Origin of the sequence: Microtetraspora malaysiensis (assembly GCF_050947145.1) — a bacterium.
In the GTDB taxonomy this organism is placed as follows: Bacteria; Actinomycetota; Actinomycetes; order Streptosporangiales; family Streptosporangiaceae; genus Microtetraspora_A; species Microtetraspora_A malaysiensis.
This window is the reverse complement of the sequence record NZ_CP191998.1, coordinates 1,899,497-1,919,909: the sequence shown is the minus strand read 5'-3', so window position 1 is coordinate 1,919,909 and position 20,413 is coordinate 1,899,497. Positions and strand designations below refer to the sequence as shown.

Below are 20,413 nucleotides of genomic sequence, written 5' to 3'. Positions count from 1 at the left end.
CGATCGGTCTGCTGCCGGATTCGCGAGGTCGAGGCATCGGCACCTGGACCCAGCGGGAACTCGTTCCGTTCGTGTATTGTCCGCATGGACTTGGACGACTCGACGACATCGAATATTCGAGCCACATCGTCCACCTGCAGATCCCGGACCCAGGTACCGCAGAATTGTTCGAACAGACCCACGCTTTCCAGCATGTCGCCCACATGTTTCGCACTCACAGGACCTCATCAATAAGCAGGAATAGGCGGCCCTGCCGTGGCGAACGGAGGGCCGCCCAGCGCTAGGGTGACATCCTCATTGATGCCCACCCAGAACTTATCTCCGTTGAGGATCCGGAACCTCTCGTAGAAGAGGTTGGGGTTAATGCCGACATCCCTGCCATGAAGGCGATCGACCGGCTTGATGGAGATTTTGTCTCCAACGAAAGCCGCCTCCTCACAGGTGCGCCTGCCGCTCGGAGTCGTGGCCGGGCGGCGCTTACCCGACGGCGGCGCAGCCGATGACGTCCTTGACGACGCGACCGCCCACGACGACGAACGGGGGGTCCAGCAGCGCGTCGACGCCGGACCGCGGGTCGGCGTCGACCGCGATCAGGTCGGCCAGGTATCCCGGCTTGACCGCGCCCGCCTTCTCCAGCCCGGCGGCGCGCATCCCGGCTTCCGTGGCCGCCGCCAGCACCTGCCGTACGGACAGGCCCGAGGCGACGAGGCCGCGCAGGCCGTCGACGACCCCGCCGACGTGCGGGTGGCGGGGGATGCCCGAGTCGGTCCCGGCGAGGATCGGCACCCCCGCGGCGTGGAGCTGGGCCACCCAGCCGCCCCTGACGTCGAGGGAGATGGGATGGGTGTGCGCGCCCGCGAGCCCCAGCGTCGGGCAGACCCCGGTCCCGGCGCTCACCAGGTCGCGGACCACGGTCGCGTCGTAGCCGTCCCCGCCCTCGGAGGAGATGAACGTCGCGTGCTCGATCGAGTCGACCCCCGCGGCGGCGGCCGCCCGGACGCCCACCGTCGACAGGGCGTGCGCGGCGACGGTGACCCCGTGCTGATGCGCCTCGTCGACGATCGCCGCGAGGGCCGCCTCGGACACCTCGAACCGCAGCGGGTCCGTACCGGGGGTCATCCGTCCGCCGGTGACCATGACTTTGACGAGGTCGGCTCCGGACTCGATCTCCTCCTGCACGGCGGCCCGAGCACGCTCGGGCCCGTCGACCTCGTTACCCATGAACCAGCAGTGCCCGTTGGGCCGGGTCAGCGGCCGACCGGCGACCATCAGGCGAGGGCCCGGCGTCGTCCCGCTCCGGATCTCATCGCGGATCCGCGCGGAGAGTCCGCGCGGCGCCCCGAGGTCCCTGGCGAAGGTGACTCCGCTCTCCACCAGCTGCCGCGCGGACAGCCGCATCCCGTCGAGCTGCGCCTGCTCGTCCCTGGCGAGCATGCTCGCCACCGGGTCGTTCCCCGCGTCGAAGGCCAGGTGCACGTGCGCGTCCATCAGTCCGGGAAACAGGACGCGCCGGCCGAGGTCCACGACCGCGGCCGCCTCGTCGGCCGGCGCGTCGACGGTCGGCCCGACCCACACGATCCGGTCGTCTTCCACAAGGACGGTCGCGTCGTCGATGGCTTCGTCGGCGAGCACGTCCGTGATCACGGTGGCCGCCCTGAACACGATCCTCATGTGGTTCTCTGCTCCCCTTCGATTCCGCCTTCGCGGTATCCCAAGCTCTGTGAAACGGCCGTCGCGGTGTCCTGGACGGCGGCGGACAGGCTGGCCAGCCGCCGCTCGTCCACCGCCCGCTCCAGCACCGTCACGCAAACGCAGTACCGCACCGATCCCTCGGTGTCCCAGACCGGGGCCGACACGCCGACCGTGTGCGGCGTGATCTCCCCCTCACTGATCCAGACCCCTTCGGCCCTGATCCGGTCGAGCATGTCGTGGACGACCGCCGGGTCGGTCGGCGTCCGGTCGGTGTAGCGCGGTTGCGGCGCGGCGAGAACCTCCTGGACGAAACGCTCGTCCTGGAACGCCAGCAGGGTCTTCCCCGCTCCGGCGTTCAGGCCGATGGTGTCACCGATCTCCACGGTGACCGCGGTCTCCGCGTTGATGTCCAGTCGCTCGACGCAGACGTAGCGGTGGCCCCGGAGCGTGTAGAACAGCACGACCTCACCCGTCTGCTCGGCCAGCCGGATCAGGTGCCGGCGGGCGGCCGTCCGGGGCGCCCGCCGCCCGGCCGCCCGGCCGAGCGCCACCGCGGCAGGGCCGAGGGAGTACGAACCGCGGGCTTCTGCCTGCTCCAGGAACTGCCGTGCCTCGAGGGACCGGACGATCCGGTGCGTCACCGCCTTGTGCATGCCCAGGTGCTTGGCCAGATCGGAGACACGCCACTCGGCCTGCCCCACGAAGGCCTCAAGCACGGTCAGCACCCGGTCCACGCCCTGCAACGACGCGGGCTTGACAGGTCCCTCCACCACGTCTTCCTCCAACCGCGAGTCAGCTCCGAGGATCATCGCGTCCATTCTCGATCATCGCCGCGAGCTCCCGGACTAGGTCACCGGAGGCCGTCGACGAGCGAGCCGACGTATTCGATCTCCGACTCGGTGTTGTAGTAGTGCACCGAAGCCCGGACGACACTGGTCAGCCCCCGTGACGGCAGGTCCCACTGCGACGACGTGGATTTGGAAACGCTCACGTTGACCCCGTTGTCGGCGAGAGCGCACCTCACGTCATCGGGCGCGACGCCTTCGACGGTGAACGACACGATCCCGCACCGGCTCTGGCCGAGGTCGTGAACCCGGACCCCCTCGATGTCGGCGAGCGTCCGCCGCAGCAGGTCGCCCAGCGCGAGAACGCGGGTCTCGATCGCGTCCATCCCCAGAGTCAGGGCGTAGTCTACGGCCGCTCCCAGGCCGACGACCGCCGCGTAGTTCTTCTCCCACGTCTCGTAACGTCGGGCGTCGGGGTTCATCTCGTACGCGGTGGGTGACGTCCACACCGCGGAGCCGTTGTCCAGTACGGCCGGCTCGAACGCGTCCATGGCGTCCTCCCGCACGTACAGGAAGCCGGTGCCGCGCGGCCCCCGCAGGTACTTGCGGCCCGTTCCGGTCAGCACGTCGCACCTGAGCTCGCGGACATCGAGGTTCAGCTGCCCGACGGACTGGCAGGCGTCAAGCAGGAACGGCACCCCGGCGGACTCGGCCAGCGCGCCGACCGCCGCCGCCGGGTTGATCAGGCCGCCCTGTGTCGGGATATGCGTCATCGACACGAGCTTGACGCGGCCGTCGCCCAGTTCCCTCTCAAGCTGGGCGAGGTCGATCTGCCCGCTGGGATCGTCGCCGATGGCCGTGGTCTCGACGCCGAAGCGCTTCGCCTGCTGCAGGTAGGCGATCGCGTTGCTTCCGTACTCCGCCTGGCAGGTGAGAATCCGGTCCCCGGGCATGAACCGCATGCCGTAGAACACCATGTCCCAGGCGCGCGTCGCGTTGTCGGCCAGCGCGATCTCCGACGGCCTCGCGCCGATCAGGGAGGCGAGCGAGGTGTAGGTCGCCGCGATCTGCTCGGATCGGTCCCTCTGGACCTCGTATCCGCCCAGCGACGCCTCGTTGCGCAGGTAGTCCGTCATCGTGTCGACCACGCCCCTGGGAGGCAGGGAGCAGCCGGCGTTGTTCAGATGGACGAGATCCCGGCACCCCGGGGTCTCGTCACGTACCCGCTCGACGTCGATGCGGTTGTCCACTGTTGTGTCAGCCTCGCTTCAGAAATTCTCGGGCCCGCGCCGTACGCGGATCGGTGAGCACGGTGTCCGGGTGGCCTTCCTCGACGATGACGCCTTCGTCCATGAAGCACACGTGATCGGCGACGTCGCGGGCGAAGCCCATCTCATGGGTGACGACGATCATCGTCATCCCCTCGGCCGCGAGGTCGCGCATGACCGAAAGCACCTCGTTCACGAGCTCGGGGTCCAGCGCGGACGTCGGCTCGTCGAAGAGCATGACCTTGGGTTTCATCGCCAGGGCCCGGGCGATGGCGACGCGCTGCTGCTGCCCGCCCGACAGCTCGTTGGGGTAGTGATCGGCGCGCGCGGCGAGGCCCACCTGGTCCAGCAGTCCCATGGCCAGGTCGCGGGTCCGCTCCTTGTCGGCGCGGTTGACGCGGAGCGGCCCGGACATGACGTTCTCCAGCGCGGTCATGTGCGGGAAAAGGTTGAAGCGTTGGAAGACCATGCCGATCTGGCGTCGCTGGTCGGCGATCTCCTTCTCCGGCAGCGGGACCACGTGGTCCCCGTCGACCCGCAGGCCGATCAGCTCGCCGTCGACCCACACCTCGCCCTCGTCCGCGGGCTGCAACCCGTTGATGCAGCGGAGCAGGGTGGACTTGCCCGAGCCGGAGGGGCCGATCAGGCAGCTGACCGATCCCCTGGACACGGAATAGTCGACTCCCTTGAGGACGTGCACGGAGTCGAACCGCTTCTGGATCCCCCTCAGGACGATCATGGGAGTCTCCACTAGGCCTCCTTGAGCGCGACGGCGTCGCTCGTCCCGGTCGCGGCCTGCGGGCGCGACCTCGGCACGTAGCCCTTCGAGTACCTGCGCTCCAGCAGCGACTGGACGTAGCTGAGGAGCGAGGTGAGAAGGAGGTACCAGAAGGCCGCGACGATGAGGAGCGGGATCGTCTGGTAGTTCAGCGCGTAGACGACCTGGGCACTGTGCAGGAGATCCGCCAGGCCGATGACGCTGACCAGCGCGGTGTTCTTGAACGTGGTCACCAGCTGGTTGGCGGTGGGCGGGATGATGGTGCGTACGGCCTGCGGCAGGATGATCCCGAAGACCTTGCTCGGCCGCATGCCGAGCGCCTGAGCCGCTTCGTACTGGCCTCGGTCGACTCCCAGCAGGCCGCCGCGCACGATCTCGGCCATGTACGCGCCCTCGTTCAGCGACAGCGCGAGCACCGCGGCGGTCCACGGCGTGACGAGGGCGTTGGCGTCGATGCCCGCCAGCGTCGGGCCGAACGGCACGCCCAGCGAGATCCGCGGGAAGAGGGCCGCGATGTTGAACCAGAAGATGACCTGGATCAGCAGCGGCGTGCCGCGGAAGAACCAGATGTAGGCCCACGCGCCCCGGGCGACGAACGTGTTCGTGGACGTCCGCATGACCGCCAGGATCACGCCCAGGACGGATCCGACGACCATCACGACCGCGGTGAGCTCCAGCGTCAGCAGGAGCCCGTCGAGAATGACGGCGCTGAAGAGGTACTGCCCGACGACCGGCCAGCCGAAGTTCGGGTTGGTCAGGACCACGTCGGCCAGCGCGAGCGCCAGGAAGAGCATCACGGCGATGACGACGTACCGCCAGGGGCTTCTCTTGGGATTTCGGCGGGGCCTCAGACCGGGCCCTTCGGTGACGTTCATGGGTTCGATCACCTAGCCCTTGAGCTGGCCGAGCTCGGCGGCCGGAAGAGCGTAGCCGGGCATCCCCCACTTCTCATAGATCTTGTTGTATTCGGGGAGCCCGTGGAGGACCTCCATCGCCTTGACGACCGCCGGTGTCAGCTCGGAGCCCTTGACGACGGCCATCCCGCCGGTCGAGGTCAGGTTGGACTCGTCCTGCAGCACCTCGAACTTGGTGTCCTGGGTCTTCTGCGCGTAGCCCAGGACCGGACCGTCGGCCATGACCGCGTCGATGCGGCCGCTCGACAGGGCCAGCAGCACCTGGCTCTGGTCCGGCAGTTCGACGGGCTTGATGGCCGGCTGGCCCTGGCTTGTGCACGCCTCCTCGCTGAGCTTCGGCAGCCGGGTCGTGGCCTGGAAGGATCCGACGCCGACGCCCACCTGGAGGCCGCAGAGCGTCTTCGAGCTGAGGCCCTTCGGATTGCCCGCGGGTACGGCGATCGCGGAGCCACCCTTGGTGAAGGCGACCATGTCGAGGACCTCGAGCCGCTCCGGGCTCGGTGACATGGAGGCCACGGCCATGTCGTACTTCTTCGACTGCAGTCCGGGGATGATGCCGTCGAGCGGGATGGACACGAGCGTCGGCTCGACCCCCATCGTCCTGGCGAGCGCGCGCCCGATGTCGGCGTTCAGGCCCAGGCTCGTCTTCCCGTCGGGAGAGATGAACGACGTGGGCGGAGCGCCCGCGGTGAGGACAATCGTGATCTTCTTCGACTGCTTCAGCTCTGCGGGAAGCAGGGCCTCGACCTCCGGGTTCGGCTGGATCTGCGGGAAGGTGTCGGCCTGTTCGAAGGCCGCTCCGCCGCTCTTCCCCTGATCACTCTGAGGGGTATCGGTGGGCGTCGAGCAGCTGACGAGCGCGACTGCGGACACCAACGTCGCCGCGGCAACCTTCACCCTCTTCACGGGCGTTCACATCCCTCAGACAGTCTCTTTGAGAGAGACAACGTTTCGCGGAGGGAGACGCTATTGGAGCCGGCTCGGCATGGTCAAGAGCCCAGCCGCACACTGGGGCGAAAGCGGCCGATCCGGTGCATCCGCGACTGCCGGACTCACCCGGTACGGACGATCACCGAGGACATGGCCCGCCGCCTGGTCGAGGTGCCGGGCGTGATGGGGGTGGCACTCCGGCCACAGAAATCTCGGCGTCTACTTATGGCTGAGACGTCCTGAATTACGAGTCTTCGGAGCTCCGCGCCTTTGGGGGGAGTCCGCCGGCGAGGCCGACGCCGGCATTTCCGCCGTGCCGTCGCGTCCTTCATACTTCGCGCCGCCGCGCCCTTCCCTCCCGTAAAGAATGAAAGCGGTGCGGCGGGAAATTTGATCGACAACGTTAGTGGACGCCGGTCAAGGAGTGAGCACGGGAACTATGAGTCACTTTCGCGCCGCAGGGACTCTATGGAGAAGAGCTGCTTGTATCGCGTCAACTCGTCGAAGCTCCTGGAATAGAGGCTCGCGTCCTCATCGAGCGAGTCATACAAGGCTTCCCGCACGTCGGCCACCCCGACGAAAGTCCATGTGACCGTCTCGCCGTCCTCGTTGGCATAAGACGTCTCATCCTCTCGTCCTCGCGAATCCGCAGACGCGCGCGCTTCGTCGAGAGAACAGGCATGGATGAGCACGATGTCCTCGCTGAATCGTGGAGGAGCATAGCCACCACCGACCTGAGTCTTGAAGACCAGGATCGCGATGTACGGAACTCTGGATCCGCTATTCACAAGCTCGCCTCGCCCTCAGGGTTGGGCGCGGTAGTGGTCGGTGGCCGAGTCGTATGTGGGCCGGCCGTCTTCACGAGGCGTTCCCGGCATCGGGGTGCGAGGCCTTTCCTGCCGAGGCTTCGCACCCGCGTCACGGTTGGGAAGGCGTTTGAAGGAACGCGCGCACCGTCGCGACCACCTCGGGGCCGGCGCCCTCCAGGAGCGCGTGACCGGCGTCGCGAACGTCCACCAGGCGCGATCGCGGCATCACGTCGCGATAATCGTTCGCCGCGGACATCGGGATGTAGTCGCAACTGCCACGCAGGATCAGGGTCCGCACCGACCCGAGGCCGGGCACCTCGGCCCGGGTGACACCGTCGAGGCCAGGATGCTGTTGCGGCACCTGACTGGCGTAGAAACCCAGGCCGGACGGCTTCGCGGACCGGCCGCGGCGGTCGCAGAACGTCGCCGGTTCGGACGCGGCGAACAGCTCGGCGAACCGCGCGTCCATCTCCGCGTCCGAGGCGAACCAGCGCGCGACATCCGGGTCCGCGCCGACCAGCACGTAGACGAACAGGTTTCTGGGTTTGACCGCCAGTCCGTACGCGTATGCCTTCTGGGGCAGGGTCAACCGGCTCTGCGGCAGTCCGGGTCGCAGCGGGCGGCCCTGCCAGGGAAAGAAGCCCGGCGACATGAGCACGAGTTCCATGACCCGGTCCGGGTGCTCGGCGGCGTACACGGTCGCCACCTGAGCCCCCCACGAGTAGCCGAGGATCGAGACCTTCGGCATGCCGGTGGCCGCGATGACCGCGCCGAGGTCGTCCACGGCTCGCCGTAGAGAGTACTCATGCGGTTCGGAGAGCCTGCTCGAGTCGCCCACCCCGATCTGGTCGTAGATCACGATGTCGCGGTCGACGGCGAGGCCGCTCAGTGCGCGTTCCTCGGCTTCCGTGAAGGGCACCCCGGGCCCGCCGTGCAGAGCCACCAGCGGCGGCCTTTTCTGGGCCGTGGCCCGGATCGTACGGACGGCCAACTCGCCGCCGGCCACCCGCAGGCGCGCCGCGCGGTGATCCGGCCGGACATCTGGCGTGGACACGCCCGGCCACATGAAGAGACTCAAGGAGACGGCCGTGCTGATGGCGACCAGGCGTGCCGCGTCGACCAGTGGCCGCCGTCGCGCCGAATCGCGGGCTCGGCTGACCCGCCACTTCGCGATCAGGATCGCGGCGGCACAGCTCACCGTCCAGGCGCCGGCGAGCGCGGTCCACGGCTGGTGGAACGACGCGACCAGCACCACGACGCTCGCGACCTGCAGCAGGCACAGCAGCCCGCACAGCATGGCGAACCGTACAAGTCTTATCGAGGCCCTGACGCCCGGCGTCGGCGGCGGCCCTCCGGCGCTGTCACGCGGCCCCGTCACCACGTCGCCTCTGCCTCCTGGTGATCCGTACTGTCGTACGTAGAGCGCAGCCTAGCCACGAGAGCCTCCGGCGGTGAAGGCCCGCGCCCCCCGTCAGCGCCTGATCGCGCGGCAGCACTCCCTAACAGGTCGGCCTACCGGCGGACGTCGGCACCGGGGCGTAACCGGCGGCCCGGGTGGTGAAGTTCCCCTGGCCCTGGGTCCGGCTGCCGCCGTGTGCTGAGTGAGTTTCCCCGAGCGTAAAGAGTTGAACGGGCTTGGCTGTGGAATGCCAGTAGGGAGCGCTACGGGCTTGACCGATCGAGTCGGTGTTGGGGGATCGCCTTGGAGCAGTGGGCCAGGCGCGAGGACCGGCGGCTGCTATCCGGCCGTGGCCGGTTCGTCGCGGATGTGGCGGTGCCGGGTTGCCTGGATGCGGTCTTTGTCAGAAGCAGGATCGCTCACGGTGTCGTGCGCGACGTGGACTGCGCGGCCGCCCGAGAGGTGCCGGGAGTGGTCGGGGTGTGGTCGGCGGCGGATCTGTCCGGGCTACCCGCGTGTGCGCACGCTGCCGCGCGCCTGCAGGATCTGCCGCCGGTGCCTCATACGCTGCTCGCGCAGCTGTCCACCGCTGAGGCGGTCGCCGGACGTGAATGGCCGGCGTTGGCGAAGGACCGTGTGCGGTATGCGGGAGAGGCCGTCGCGGTCGTCGTGGGAGAGGACCGCTACCGGGCCGAGGACGGAGCCGCCGAGGTCGCCGTCCGGATCGATCCGCTGCCGGCCGTGGTAACGCCCTCCGCCGCCGCCGACGACTCGGTTCTGCTGTTCGACGGGCGGAGCAACACCGCGTTCCGGGGAGAGGCCGGGACACCGATCGATGAGACGGTATGGAAGGAGGCAGCCGCCGTCGTCGAGGCCCGCTACCGCCAGCAACTCCTGATGCCGACGCCGATGGAGTGCCGGACGATCCTCGCGGTCCCCGAACAGGACGGGCGGTTGACGGTGTGGTCGGGGCATCAGATGCCTCACCGGCTGCGGCGTGAAGTGGCGGCGCTGCTGGGAATGCCGGTCGACCGGATCCGCGTGGTGGTGCCCGATACCGGCGGCGCGTTCGGTTCCAAGAGCGCGGCGTTTCCGGAGTTCGTCACGGTGGTCTACCTGGCGGTGATGCTCGGGCGGCCCGTCCGCTGGATCGAGGACCGTCTGGAGTCCATGACGGCCGCAACCCGCGGGCGGGGCCAGGACCACGGGTCCGGCTCGCCGCCGACGCCGACGGGCACCTGCTCGCCTACGAACTGCAGATCGACGCCGACGTGGGTGCCTACCCTCATCTCGGGGTGGGCCTGCCCATGCAGACGGCCTGGATGGCCACCGGGCCGTACGCCACACCGCGGGTTCACGCCTCCGTGCGCTCGGTGCTGACCAACACGATGGTGACCTACCCGTATCGCGGTGCCGGCCGGCCGGAGGCGACGATCGCGTTGGAGCGGTCGATGGACCTGCTGGCCCGCCGACTCGGGCTGGACCCGGCGGAGTTGCGGCGACGCAACTTCATCCCGGCCGATGACTTCCCGTACCAGACCCCCACCGGCCGGTGCTACGACAGCGGGAACTACGCCGCCGCCCTCGACCTGGCGTTGGAGACCATCGGCTACGACACGTGGCGGGCCGAGCAGACACGCCGCAGGCATGACCCGCACGCCCTGCCGCTGGGCATCGGCCTGTCCTGCTACGTGGAACGCTCCGGCGGAGAACCGGGGGGACTGCACGACTTCGCCGGCATCGAAGCGCACGAGGACGGCACGATCACCGCCCGCTGCGGCGCGGCCTCCAGCGGGCAGAGCCATGAGACAACCTTTCCCGCGCTGGTCGCCGCGACCCTCGGCGTCGACGTGAGCCGGGTACGGCTGATCGAGGGAGACACCGACGCACAGCCCGAGGGCCTGGGTTCCTTCGCCAGCCGTTCGGCGCAGGTCGACGGGGCGGCCCTGCACCACGCGTCCGCCCTGCTCATCGACCTGGCACGCGAGCGGGCCGCGGACTTGTGGGGGACGCCGGTCGAGGAGGTGGAGTGGTCCGATGGCTCGGTCCGCCACGTCCGGGACGGCTCGGCCGCGATGGACGTGGCGGAACTGGTGAAAGCCACCGGACCGCTCAGTGTCGACGACCGGTTCGAGTCGGGCATGGGCTTTCCGTTCGGCGCCCACGCCGCCGTCGCCGAGGTCGATCCGGAACTCGGCACCGTCCGCGTGCTACGACTGGTCGCCGTGGACGACTGCGGAGTCGTGCTCAATCCGGCGGTGGTACGCGGGCAGGCATTCGGTTCGGCCGTCCAGGGGATCGGCCAGGCCCTGTACGAGGGCATCCCCTACGGCGACGACGGCGTGCCGCTGTTGGCGGGCGGCCTGCTGGACTACCTTCTGCCGACCGCGAGCGAGGTCCCGCCCATCGAGGTCAAGGAGACCCGCACCCCGAGCCCGAGTACGCCGCTGGGTGCCAAGGGGGCGGGTGAGTCGGGCTGCATCGGCACACCCGCGGCGATCGTCAACGCCGTGGCCGACGCGCTCCAGATCGCCGACCCCGGTCTGCTGCAGATGCCGCTGACCCCGGACGTCGTGTGGCGCGCGGCCCGAGCCACGAAGTACGAGGGTGCCCGTTGAAACCCGCAGCCTTCGACTACGTCGCACCTCGTACCGTGGACGAGGCCCTGAACGCCCTCGGCGACACCCGGCGCGACGTCCGCGTCCTCGCCGGCGGCCAGAGCCTGATCCTGGAGATGCACCTGCAGCGGATCCGCCCCGACCTGGTGGTCGACATCAACCGTGTCGCCGGGCTCGACCGCCTGAGCGTGAACGACGGCACGGTCGAGATCGGCGCGCTGGTCCGCCACGGCGTCTTCGAGTCCCCACAGGCGGTGCCGGGCCCGCTCGGCAGGCTGTTCGCGCTCGCCGCCGTCAACATCGCCCACCCGCCCATCCGCGCCTGCGGCACGATGGTGGGCAGCCTCGCCTGGGCGCATCCGGCATCGGAGTGGTGCGCGATCGCCCTCGCGCTCGGCGCCGCGATCGAGGTACGCAGTACCGGCGGCACCCGCGAGATCGCGGCCCGTGACTACTTCCGCGGCCCCTTCCAGACCGCGCGCGCACGAGACGAGCTCATCACCTCGGTGCGGTTCCCGCTGCCCGCAGACGGCACCGGGGTCGGCTTCATGGAGCACCGGCGGACGCATTTCTGCTTCGCCCAGGTGGCCGTTGCCGCCACGCTCACCGCGCAAGACGGACTGATCAGCGACGCGAGGATCGGCCTGGTCAACTGCGCCGACCGGCCGATTCGGGCCCACGCCGCCGAACAGGTCCTGGTCGGCCGCGAGATCACCGTCCCGGCGGTCGGCAACCGGCTGCCCGGCGGCCACCCATTCGCCCGTGCCGGCCGGATCGCCGCCGACCAGGACGCCGCTCCTCTCGCCGAGCCATACGCCGACCCGGAACACCGGCGGCAGGTCATCGCCGTGCTGGTCGGCCGAACGCTGCGCCAGGCGGCGGAGGGAGTCCTTCAGTGAAGATCACACTTACGGTCAACGGCGACGACTACCCGCTGGATGTCGAGCCGCGACGCATCTTGGCCGATGTACTGCGCGAGGACTGCCGGCTGACGGGTACACACCTCGGTTGCGAGCACGGCGTCTGTGGGGCCTGCACAGTGCTGGTGGACGGCAAGGCCGTACGTTCCTGCCTCATGCTTGCCGTACAGTGCGACGGCAGGTCGGTACGCACCGTTGAAGGCCTGGCGGGGCCTGACGGCGAGCCGCATCCTCTCCAACGGGCCTTCTCCGCCGAGCACGCCCTGCAGTGCGGTTTCTGCACACCGGGCTTCTTGATGGTGGCGGCAGGCGCCCTGGAGGCCGACCCCACTATCGGCGACGATCCGGAACGGGTACACGGCCTGGTCGAGTCCAACATCTGCCGCTGCACCGGCTATGAACCCATCCGGCGAGCGATCATGCGCGCCGCGGCCGAGTCGGCCTCGCTTCGGAGGCGGTGACGGGCAGGTCATCTCCCGCCGGGCAGCGGCCGCAGGCCGTCCTCATGCACCCGCTGCGGCTGCCCGCCCCGAGTGGGAACGCCACTACGTGGTCAACCTGCACGGCAACCCGGTCGAGCGGAAGCAGCCGGCCTGCCGCCGCTCCCCACCCACGCGGACCCCTCAGGCGGAGGCGAAGAACCGGCGGCCGGTGGCCGTCCCGAGTTCCGACCGCTCAGCCAGGTTGATCCCCATCTCCGACAGCCTCACCAGGTGAATCAGTCGCTGTTCTTCCCAGTCCGCCAGCCGCTGGGCGGGAAGGTCTTGACCGGGTGTCCATCCGCGCATGGCCGCGGCGAGGCCGGCCGCGTCACCGAACGCCTTGGAGGTCCCGGAGGCGGTGTGCGGCCGGACCGTTCCGGCGGCGTCGCCGATCAGAGCCGCATGGTCGGCGACCATCCGAAACGGCCGAAGGTCGAAGACAGGCTGCATGAAGACCTCACTGTGCCGCACGAGCTCCGCGAACGGCGGCGGAAGCGATGCCTCCGCCGTGGCATTAACCTCCGCGACGACGTCCGGACGCATCTCCCCAGGCGGCAGGAAGGTCGTGAACCGCTTTCCGGACCGGCTCGCAAGCAGCCGTGGAACGTCGCGCTCGAGCACGTTCGTGTACCACACCCAGTTGACCCGCCTGGAGCCCACAGCCAGCTCGCCGCCGGGACCAGGAACCAGGTAGCACAGCATCTGCAGGCCGGCCGCGCCGAAGAACGTGAACCGGTCCGCCAGCAGGTCCAGAAGGCCACCGGGCAGGGCCGACTCCGGTTCCAGCCCTCGCCAGGCCACATACCCGGCGTACGCGGGACGCGCGGCGGAATCGAGTAGCCGGCGCGTGGCCGAGCCGATCCCGTCCGCGCCCACCAGGAAGTCACCCTGAGCCGTGTAGCCGTCAGCGAACTCGGCCGTGACGTCAGAACCTTCCACCCGGACCCGCCTAAGGGCACTGTCCAAGCGGTAACAGACCCCGGCGAGGGGTTCCCGCAACGCCCGGTAGAGAGTGTCCCAGGCCGTCATCAACTGCGGGGCCTCATACCTGTCGGGACTGCCGTGGATGTGAAGCTGCTGGCGCTCACGCAGTTCGACACTCACCGACTCCGCGGACATGCCCAGGCCGACCAACAGCGCCTCCACCTCCGGCTGCATGACGATCCCAGCGCCACGGGCCTGCATCCTGCCCGCCGACCGCTCGTACACGACAGCCTCCGCACCGACCGCCCGCAACTCATGAGCCGCTGCCAGGCCCCCGACGGACCCACCGATGATCAAAGCCTTGAACGCTTCCCTCGGACGCATTGGATACCCTTCCCTGCCCGCAAAATCCGGCAGGTCTTTTCTATACTCACGCGTCCCTGCGTTCCCCTTAATTCAGCGCAACCAGAGCCGAGAACTGGGTGTTGACCTGCGCAGGTCTACCGCCGATCCGGCTGCACGATCTCCGCCATGGTGCCGTCTCGCTGATGCTCGCTGCCGGCATCGTCGTGGCCGAGGTTGTGGGATGGAGAACCGGGAAGGTGTGGTGTCAGGAATCGAGCTATGCGGTCTGGCTGTCCACCCTCATCCAAGGGAACTGATCATGTCCACTCCCGTGGTTCTCGTTACCGGCGCGCTCACCGGCATCGGTCGCGCCGTGGCCGTCGCCTATGCTCGCGAGGGCGCGAATCTCGTCGTCTCCGGCCGGCATGAGGACGTCGGCGTCGAGCTCGCCGATGAGCTGAGCAAACTCGGCGCGCAGGTCGCGTTCGTCCGTGCCGACGTGCGCAGCAACGAGGACATGACCAATCTCATCGACCGCACCGTTGAACGCTTCAGCCACTTGGACATCGCCTTCAACAACGCCGGCACAGAGGGCGCACCGGGACCTGTCACGGATGTCACCGACGAAAGCTACGCGGCCACCTTCGACACCAACGTCCTGGGCACGTTGCTGAGTATGAAACACGAGTTCCGCGCCATGCGACCTCAGGGCGGTGGGAGCATCATCAACGTCAGCTCCACCTACGGGCTGATGGGCTACCCCAACTCCGCCCTCTACGTCGGTAGCAAGCACGCCGTCATCGGCATCACCAAGGCGGCGGCACTCGAAGGCGCCGCCCACGGCATCCGCGTCAACGCCATCGCCCCCGGCTTCACCCAGACCGGCATGTACGAGAGGTTCACCGCCGGCGACGACGTCCGCGAGGCCGTCAACTCCGTCCTGCCCATGCACCGCCCCGGCACCCCGGAGGAGATAGCCGCGGCCGTGCTCTACATCGGCTCCGACAAAGCCTCCTACCTCACCGGGCAGACCATCGTCCTGGACGGCGGCCTCACGGCCGGATGGCCCCTCTTTTCCACCGGCTGACCCCTTCGCGAAGTGACGCGGCGGATGATCGGTGAAGCCCGGCTCATGGCTCCGGCTTGTCGCCCGGCTCGCGGCCCCTTCGCGGACCTTTAGGTGATCCGTCAAGACGCGGCCATGCCGATCTCGAGCTGTTCCTGGCTGCCCTGGCTGCGGATGCGTCAGGTGACGAGCAGTCCGCCGTCGACGAACAAGTCCTGGGCGTTGACGCCGGTGTTGCGGAGAAGGAACTCGGTGGCATCGACGACCTCCGCTGTCGTCACGAGGCGTCCGATAGGGGTACGCGGCACGTGGGGTGGTCGGGCACGTCGCGCCACTTCGGGCTGTCTCCCACCACGCCCGGGTGGATCGCGTTGACGCGGTGGGGCGCTATCTCCACCGCCAGGGTTTTCACCAGACCGGTGATACCCCCGTTGAAGGCGGTCACCATGGTTGAGCCGGGGTAGGGGCGCTCCTTGGCCAAGCCGCCGAAGAGCACGACCGACGCGTCGAGGGTGAACCGGTCACGCAGGGCGCGCACGGTCTCGGTGTAGCCCACCAGCTTGATGGTCACGGCCCTGATGGCCTCGGCGATATCGAAGTCCGCAAGGGAGTTGACGCCCTGTGCGATGGCGCTGATCACCAGGTTGTCGACCTCGCGTACATCGACGAGCGCAGCGGCGATCGTCTCCGGACGAGACAGGTCAACGGCCATGCCTCGGGTCGTGCCGCCGATTTCGGTGGCGACGGTGTCGGCGTGCGCCGTGGTGCGGCTCGTGATGATGACGGTGTCGCCGCGGTCGGCGAATCGCTGCGCTACGGCGCGGCCCAGCCCGCTGCTTCCTCCGACGGTGATCGAGGTGGTCACGATCAGTGGTCCTCTCAGGCCTGCAGGCGGCTGATACAGAACTCCATGTAAGCAAACAGTTCCGGGGGGTTTGCGGCGGCCCTCGCTGAAGCGCCGGTAGAGAACGTCGCGCGCGCCGAACGCCCTCCCGACCGGGTACGGGAGGAACTGCTCTGGCCCCGGCTCGGCGGAACGGAAGATCACGCGCGCCAGGCGAAGCCTGGCCTTGAGGCCACCCGCGCAGACGGCCCCGCCCGCGTGCGGACGAGGCCATCTGGGCGTCTGACACTCCCTAACAGGTCGGCTTACCGGCGGATGCCGGCACCGGAGCGTAACCGGCGGCCCGGGTGGTGAAGTTTCCCTGGCCCTGAGTCCGGCTGCGGAGGCGGGTCGCGTAGCCGAAGGTCTCGGCCAGCGGCACGATCGCAGTGATCACGACCGTACCCGCTCTCGCGGTCGAGCCCGAGATCCGGCCGCGCCGTGCCGCCAGGTCGCCGAGCACTCCGCCGACGGCGGCGTCGGGCACGGTGACCGTGACCTCGGCCACCGGTTCCAGCAGCACCATCGCACTGGCGCGCAGTGCCTCCCGCAGCGCGAGCCTGCCGGCCGTCCGGAACGCCATCTCCGAAGAGTCCTTGGGATGGGTGGCTCCGTCGGTGAGCGTGACCCGCAGTCCGGTGACGGGGTGGCCGCCGATCGGGCCCTCGGCCAGGGCGTCCCGGCAACCGGCCTCCACCGCGCGGACGTACTCCCGCGGCACCCGTCCGCCGACGACGGTCGAGTGGAACAGGAAGTCCACTCCGCCGCCATCGTCACGGACGAGGTCCGGGGTGACCTCCAGCGGCGCCACGTCGAGGACGACCTGGGCGAACTGGCCCGCGCCACCGTCCTGCTTGACGTGCCGATACACCAGCCCGGACACCCCACGCACCATCGCCTCCCGATATGTCACCCGCGGGCGGCCGACGATCGGTTCCAGCCCATAAGTACGGCGGATCTTCTCCACCGCGACCTCCAGATGCAGCTCGCCCATTCCCGACAGCACCGTCTGACCGGTCTCGGCGTCGGCCCTGACCACCAGCGAGGGATCCTCCTCGACCAGCCGCGCCAGCGCCGAGGCCAACCGCCCGGTGTCGGTGCTTCTGCGAACCTCGACGGCCACGGAGACCACCGGAACGGCCGTGCTCGGCGGTTCGAGGACCAGCGGCGCCGCGGGTGCACACAGCGTGGCCCCCGCGCGGGCCGTTTTCAGCCCGATCACCGCGACGATGTCCCCGGCCACCGCCCGGTCCACCTCGGTGTGCCGGTCCGCCTGCACCCGCAGGATCCGGCCGATCCGCTCGGTGCGCCGCGCGCCGGCGTCCAGCACCGTGTCTCCCTTCTCCACCGTTCCCGAGTACACGCGTAGGTAGGTCAGCCGCCCGGTGGCGGTCGAACTCACCTTGAACGCCAGTGCGGCGAACGGCGCCGCCGGGTCGGCGGCGCGCTCCTGCTCCGTGCCGTCCTGGCTGCCGCGCACCGCCGGCATGTCCAGAGGCGAGGGCAGGTAGGACACGACGGCGTCCAGCAACGGCTCGATCCCGCGATTTCGGTAGGCCGATCCGCACAGCACCACCACGCCCTCACCCGTACGGGTCAGGTCGCGCAGCGCGGCGGCGAGAGTCCGTTCGGAGATCGCCGACTCCGCGCAGAACTCCTCCAACGCTATCGGGTGCAGTTCGGCCACCGCCTCCTCGAGGAGTCGGCGGCGCCGGCGGGATTCTTCCCGCAGGGAGTCCGGAACCGGGCCCTCCTCGCACGTGCCGCGGCCGTCGGCCCAGACGAGCGCCCGCATGCGCAGCAGGTCCACCACTCCAACGAACCCGTCCTCACGCCCGATCGGCAGCTGGACCACCAGCGGGGTGACGTGCAGTCGCGCGCGGATCGACTCGACCGCCGTGTCGAGATCGGCGCCGGCGCGGTCGAGCTTGTTGACGAAAGCGATCCGCGGCGCCCCGTACCGGTCGGCCTGCCGCCATACCGACTCGCTCTGCGGTTCGGCTCCGGCGACTCCGTCGAATATCGCGACGGCACCGTCGAGTACCCGCAGCGAACGCTCCACCTCGTCGGAGAAGTCGACGTGGCCCGGGGTGTCGATCAGGTTGATCCGGTGTCCGTCCCACGCACAGCTCACCGCCGCGGCGAAGATGGTGATCCCACGATCCCGCTCCTGGGAGTCGAAGTCCGTGACGGTCGTCCCGTCGTGGACTTCGCCACGCTTGTACGTGGTGCCGGTGACATAGAGGATCCGCTCGGTGATGGTGGTCTTGCCGGCATCGACGTGGGCGAGAATGCCCAGGTTGCGGACATCGGCCGGCGTATCCGTGAGATGGCGGTGCAGGTTGGCGCGCATTGCCTATGACCCTTCGAGATGGTCCAGATGGGGAAAGCGCGATTCCCGAGCGAAAGAGCCTGATGCGGTGCCACCGCATCAGGAGATGCCCGGCCGATCAGCTCGGCACGGGGCAGACGCAGGTCAGATTTCCGCCGGGGACATCCAGTGCCGGCCGCGCAGCCGACACCAGGCCGGCGAAGACACCAGGAGCACCTCATACCGTGACGCGGGGATGACCTCAGCGGTGCGGTAGCGCACGGCCGGCTCCTCTCCCTCGTCAATGCGCACGTCGCGGCGGCGCGTCGTTCGCGGCGAGTGTATTGAGATCAGTGCCCGCGAGAGAACTGGTTTTTGACCGCGAACCTGGGTGCTGCCGGCCCTCGCGATCCGGTCGGATTCCCCGGCGGTTCCCTCGATCCGGGCGGAGCGGCGGGCTCTATGGGAGCACCGAGGGGATCCCGTCCGCCGCCTCCCACAGGCTGCTCGCCGCCGCCATGATGGTCGGGTCACGACTGCGCCGGCTGGGGTTTCAGCAACAGCGGGAGAGGGTCTTCTTCAATCGGATGACGCTCGGCGAGCCCAGGCAGGTGACTCCCGCCTGACAGCATCGATCGCTCTGCTGGTGGGGCGTCCGACTCCCTGGGGGACCTGTTCGAGGGGCACGTCGAAGAGCTCCGCCCACTGGCGACGCCAGCCGAGCCGTCGCTGGGCCAGCCGGGTGGCGCGATTGTCGGCGTGGCGGCGACGGCGGTCGGCTTCCGCTCTGGCTGCGGTCTGCGACTGCAGCCAGAGCGGGGTGTCACGCAGCAGTCGCTCAACGTTCTCGGCCGACCACCGGCCGCTCTTGGGGCGCAGGAGCCGGATCACCTCGACGGGAAGGTCGAAGAGCTCCGCCACCGATGTGTCAGACAGACGGGAGGCCACCCGCGCGGCTGCGTCGACGGCGGCTTGTTCGTCCCGGTGGCGCCGGAAGGCCGCCTCGGCGGCTCGGCGGGCTTCGGCAAGAGCGGCCTCTCGCAGCTCTTGATCCGCCCGAGCTTGCAACAGCCAGGAAGGCGGTGCGGCGAGCAGCTCGTCGAGGGAGGAAGCGAACAGATGATCTCCAACGCGTTGGAGATCATCTGGTACCTGATCGATGGGCACGCCGAGTTTCCGCTCGGCTTCGTGCGGCGAGATCAGGAGTGCGATCAGCTCCGTCGCCCGGGCGAGCAGAGCGGTGAGCATCGCCTCCAACTCGGCAGGAATCAGGCGAGCCTGGCGTAGGGTCGCGACGAGCGGGGGAATACGCGGGTCCACGATGAGGCGGAGCCGTCGCAACGGGCCAGGCCAGACACTGGCGGCTGTCATCAGCGCCGCGGCCCAGATCAGCACGTCGACCCGATCTCTGTCCAGCGCGGGCTTGGCGGCTTCGATCTCGGTGCGAGCTGTCTGAGCGCGCACGAGGTTGAGCTTGCGGGTTTTGGCTGCTTTTCTGGCAGCTTCGGATCTGGAGTACGCCCGTGCCGCAGCGCGGAGCTCGGCGTCCGCACGGGCGTGGTCGGCCAGAGCATCGACATCGGCCGCGCGGTAGTAGCGGACCACGAGAGCGCGGCCGTACTTCCTGATCTCCTCGACAGCGACGGGGGCCAGGCCGGTGGCGAGCTGCTTGAAGCGCTCCGCCGAGATGCCGAGCCTGGCGGCCGCCTGGGTGGCGTTGCATCGATGCTCGTCGGCGAGCAGTTGTCGGAAGTGCTCCAGGTCGGCCTGGGCCGCGTTGACCGAGACCGGGTCGAACGTACGGTTGGGCAGGCGTCGGAGCAGACCGGTCTCGACCGCGAGGTCGACCTCCCACACGGCAAGTCTGAGCAGCTCGCGAACCTTCTCCCGGCCCACACCGCGCGCCATGGGTGCCTCCCTTTCCGCCGAAGGCCGTCGCGGAAGAGCCTGCCAGGGGCCTCCGACAGTTCCAGGCTTACGGGCCTGGTGCGGGCCAGGGGCCACCTGTAAGGCGGGCGGTGTCGTAGCGCCATGGCGATCGGTGAAGTTCAGCACCCAGGAACTCGGCCAGGGCCACAAAAGATCATGCCGCGACCAGGGTTGGCCCCAGCGCGCACAAGCGCGACCAGACGGGGTACGTTGACCGCGTGCCAGCGGGCCTGGGCGGGCTCAATCAGCTTGAACGCCATGGCGAGACCTGCGGAGGGAGCCGGGGCCCTTGGTACCTTCCGGGCGATCCACAGGTTCCAAGCAGTGCTCTTGGCGAGCGTCATGCCCATCGCGCTCGAA

General features: G+C 69.1%; 16 protein-coding genes and 2 pseudogenes. 5 read left to right on the top strand and 13 right to left on the bottom strand.

Going from position 1 to position 20,413, the window contains the following annotated elements:
- Positions 1-477: 477 nt before the first annotated feature.
- The 8 genes from ACQP1V_RS09380 to ACQP1V_RS09345 form a co-directional block, all read right to left on the bottom strand.
- The gene (locus ACQP1V_RS09380; protein WP_433420968.1) at positions 478-1,671 is read right to left on the bottom strand and encodes an amidohydrolase family protein; all 1,194 of its coding nucleotides are present in this window, start codon (positions 1,669-1,671) and stop codon (positions 478-480) included.
- The gene (locus ACQP1V_RS09375) at positions 1,668-2,501 is read right to left on the bottom strand and encodes an IclR family transcriptional regulator (protein WP_433420966.1); all 834 of its coding nucleotides are present in this window, start codon (positions 2,499-2,501) and stop codon (positions 1,668-1,670) included. Before ACQP1V_RS09375 ends, ACQP1V_RS09380 begins: the two co-directional genes overlap by 4 nt.
- A 41-nt stretch (positions 2,502-2,542) precedes the next feature.
- The gene (locus tag ACQP1V_RS09370; RefSeq protein ID WP_433420964.1) at positions 2,543-3,727 is read right to left on the bottom strand and encodes an aminotransferase class V-fold PLP-dependent enzyme; all 1,185 of its coding nucleotides are present in this window, start codon (positions 3,725-3,727) and stop codon (positions 2,543-2,545) included.
- Positions 3,728-3,734: 7 nt separating this feature from the next.
- Entirely contained in the window at positions 3,735-4,484 is a 750-nt protein-coding gene (locus ACQP1V_RS09365) for an amino acid ABC transporter ATP-binding protein (protein ID WP_387413217.1), read from the bottom strand.
- Positions 4,485-4,495: 11 nt separating this feature from the next.
- Positions 4,496-5,398: an amino acid ABC transporter permease gene (locus ACQP1V_RS09360; protein ID WP_067135966.1), complete on the bottom strand. Its 903-nt coding sequence runs from the start codon at positions 5,396-5,398 to the stop codon at positions 4,496-4,498.
- A 12-nt stretch (positions 5,399-5,410) separates the two neighbouring features.
- Entirely contained in the window at positions 5,411-6,343 is a 933-nt protein-coding gene (locus tag ACQP1V_RS09355; protein ID WP_067135684.1) for a transporter substrate-binding domain-containing protein, read from the bottom strand.
- Between the two features lie 461 nt (positions 6,344-6,804).
- The gene (locus tag ACQP1V_RS09350; RefSeq protein WP_433420959.1) at positions 6,805-7,155 is read right to left on the bottom strand and encodes a DUF4288 domain-containing protein; all 351 of its coding nucleotides are present in this window, start codon (positions 7,153-7,155) and stop codon (positions 6,805-6,807) included.
- A gap of 130 nt (positions 7,156-7,285) precedes the next feature.
- Positions 7,286-8,554: an alpha/beta hydrolase gene (locus ACQP1V_RS09345; protein ID WP_433420957.1), complete on the bottom strand. Its 1,269-nt coding sequence runs from the start codon at positions 8,552-8,554 to the stop codon at positions 7,286-7,288.
- 390 nt (positions 8,555-8,944) lie between these two features.
- Between ACQP1V_RS09345 and ACQP1V_RS09340 the strand changes: the two are divergent.
- From ACQP1V_RS09340 to ACQP1V_RS09325, 4 genes and pseudogenes are all read left to right on the top strand, one after another.
- A pseudogene (locus tag ACQP1V_RS09340) lies at positions 8,945-9,760 on the top strand (xanthine dehydrogenase family protein molybdopterin-binding subunit); the annotation flags it as partial.
- Positions 9,721-11,193, top strand: coding sequence for a xanthine dehydrogenase family protein molybdopterin-binding subunit (locus tag ACQP1V_RS09335; protein ID WP_433425790.1), 1,473 nt, complete (start codon positions 9,721-9,723; stop codon positions 11,191-11,193). The pseudogene ACQP1V_RS09340 and the gene ACQP1V_RS09335, both read left to right, overlap by 40 nt.
- Positions 11,190-12,092: an FAD binding domain-containing protein gene (locus ACQP1V_RS09330; protein ID WP_433420954.1), complete on the top strand. Its 903-nt coding sequence runs from the start codon at positions 11,190-11,192 to the stop codon at positions 12,090-12,092. The genes ACQP1V_RS09335 and ACQP1V_RS09330 overlap by 4 nt, the downstream gene beginning before the upstream one ends.
- On the top strand, positions 12,089-12,574 hold the full coding sequence (locus ACQP1V_RS09325) for a (2Fe-2S)-binding protein (protein WP_433420951.1): 486 nt from the start codon (positions 12,089-12,091) through the stop codon (positions 12,572-12,574). Before ACQP1V_RS09330 ends, ACQP1V_RS09325 begins: the two co-directional genes overlap by 4 nt.
- Before the next feature lie 162 nt (positions 12,575-12,736).
- Here ACQP1V_RS09325 and ACQP1V_RS09320 read toward each other — a convergent pair whose 3' ends face one another.
- Positions 12,737-13,903 (bottom strand): FAD-dependent monooxygenase, encoded by a 1,167-nt coding sequence (locus ACQP1V_RS09320; protein ID WP_433420948.1) that lies wholly within the window; start codon positions 13,901-13,903, stop codon positions 12,737-12,739.
- A gap of 280 nt (positions 13,904-14,183) precedes the next feature.
- Here ACQP1V_RS09320 and ACQP1V_RS09315 point away from each other — a divergent pair, with 280 nt between their 5' ends.
- The gene (locus ACQP1V_RS09315) at positions 14,184-14,951 is read left to right on the top strand and encodes an SDR family NAD(P)-dependent oxidoreductase (RefSeq protein WP_387412884.1); all 768 of its coding nucleotides are present in this window, start codon (positions 14,184-14,186) and stop codon (positions 14,949-14,951) included.
- Positions 14,952-15,207: 256 nt separating this feature from the next.
- On the opposite strand, the gene ACQP1V_RS09310 is transcribed toward ACQP1V_RS09315, so the two are convergent.
- The 4 genes and pseudogenes from ACQP1V_RS09310 to ACQP1V_RS09295 all read right to left on the bottom strand — a co-directional run.
- Entirely contained in the window at positions 15,208-15,978 is a 771-nt protein-coding gene (locus ACQP1V_RS09310; protein ID WP_433420945.1) for an SDR family oxidoreductase, read from the bottom strand.
- A gap of 88 nt (positions 15,979-16,066) precedes the next feature.
- Positions 16,067-18,166 (bottom strand): elongation factor G, encoded by a 2,100-nt coding sequence (gene fusA, locus ACQP1V_RS09305; protein WP_433420942.1) that lies wholly within the window; start codon positions 18,164-18,166, stop codon positions 16,067-16,069.
- Positions 18,167-18,703: 537 nt separating this feature from the next.
- Entirely contained in the window at positions 18,704-20,032 is a 1,329-nt protein-coding gene (locus ACQP1V_RS09300; RefSeq protein ID WP_433420940.1) for a hypothetical protein, read from the bottom strand.
- 140 nt (positions 20,033-20,172) lie between these two features.
- Positions 20,173-20,359: pseudogene (locus ACQP1V_RS09295) on the bottom strand (hypothetical protein); the annotation flags it as partial.
- Between the last annotated feature and the right edge of the window lie 54 nt (positions 20,360-20,413).

Coding starts and splice junctions, on each gene's coding strand:
- ACQP1V_RS09380 (WP_433420968.1), bottom strand. CDS start 1,671: ATGAGGATCGTGTTCAGGGCGGCCACCGTGATCACGGACGTGCTCGCC.
- ACQP1V_RS09375 (WP_433420966.1), bottom strand. CDS start 2,501: ATGATCCTCGGAGCTGACTCGCGGTTGGAGGAAGACGTGGTGGAGGGA.
- ACQP1V_RS09365 (WP_387413217.1), bottom strand. CDS start 4,484: ATGATCGTCCTGAGGGGGATCCAGAAGCGGTTCGACTCCGTGCACGTC.
- ACQP1V_RS09360 (WP_067135966.1), bottom strand. CDS start 5,398: ATGAACGTCACCGAAGGGCCCGGTCTGAGGCCCCGCCGAAATCCCAAG.
- ACQP1V_RS09320 (WP_433420948.1), bottom strand. CDS start 13,903: ATGCGTCCGAGGGAAGCGTTCAAGGCTTTGATCATCGGTGGGTCCGTC.
- ACQP1V_RS09315 (WP_387412884.1), top strand. CDS start 14,184: ATGTCCACTCCCGTGGTTCTCGTTACCGGCGCGCTCACCGGCATCGGT.
- fusA (WP_433420942.1), bottom strand. CDS start 18,166: ATGCGCGCCAACCTGCACCGCCATCTCACGGATACGCCGGCCGATGTC.
- ACQP1V_RS09300 (WP_433420940.1), bottom strand. CDS start 20,032: ATGGCGCGCGGTGTGGGCCGGGAGAAGGTTCGCGAGCTGCTCAGACTT.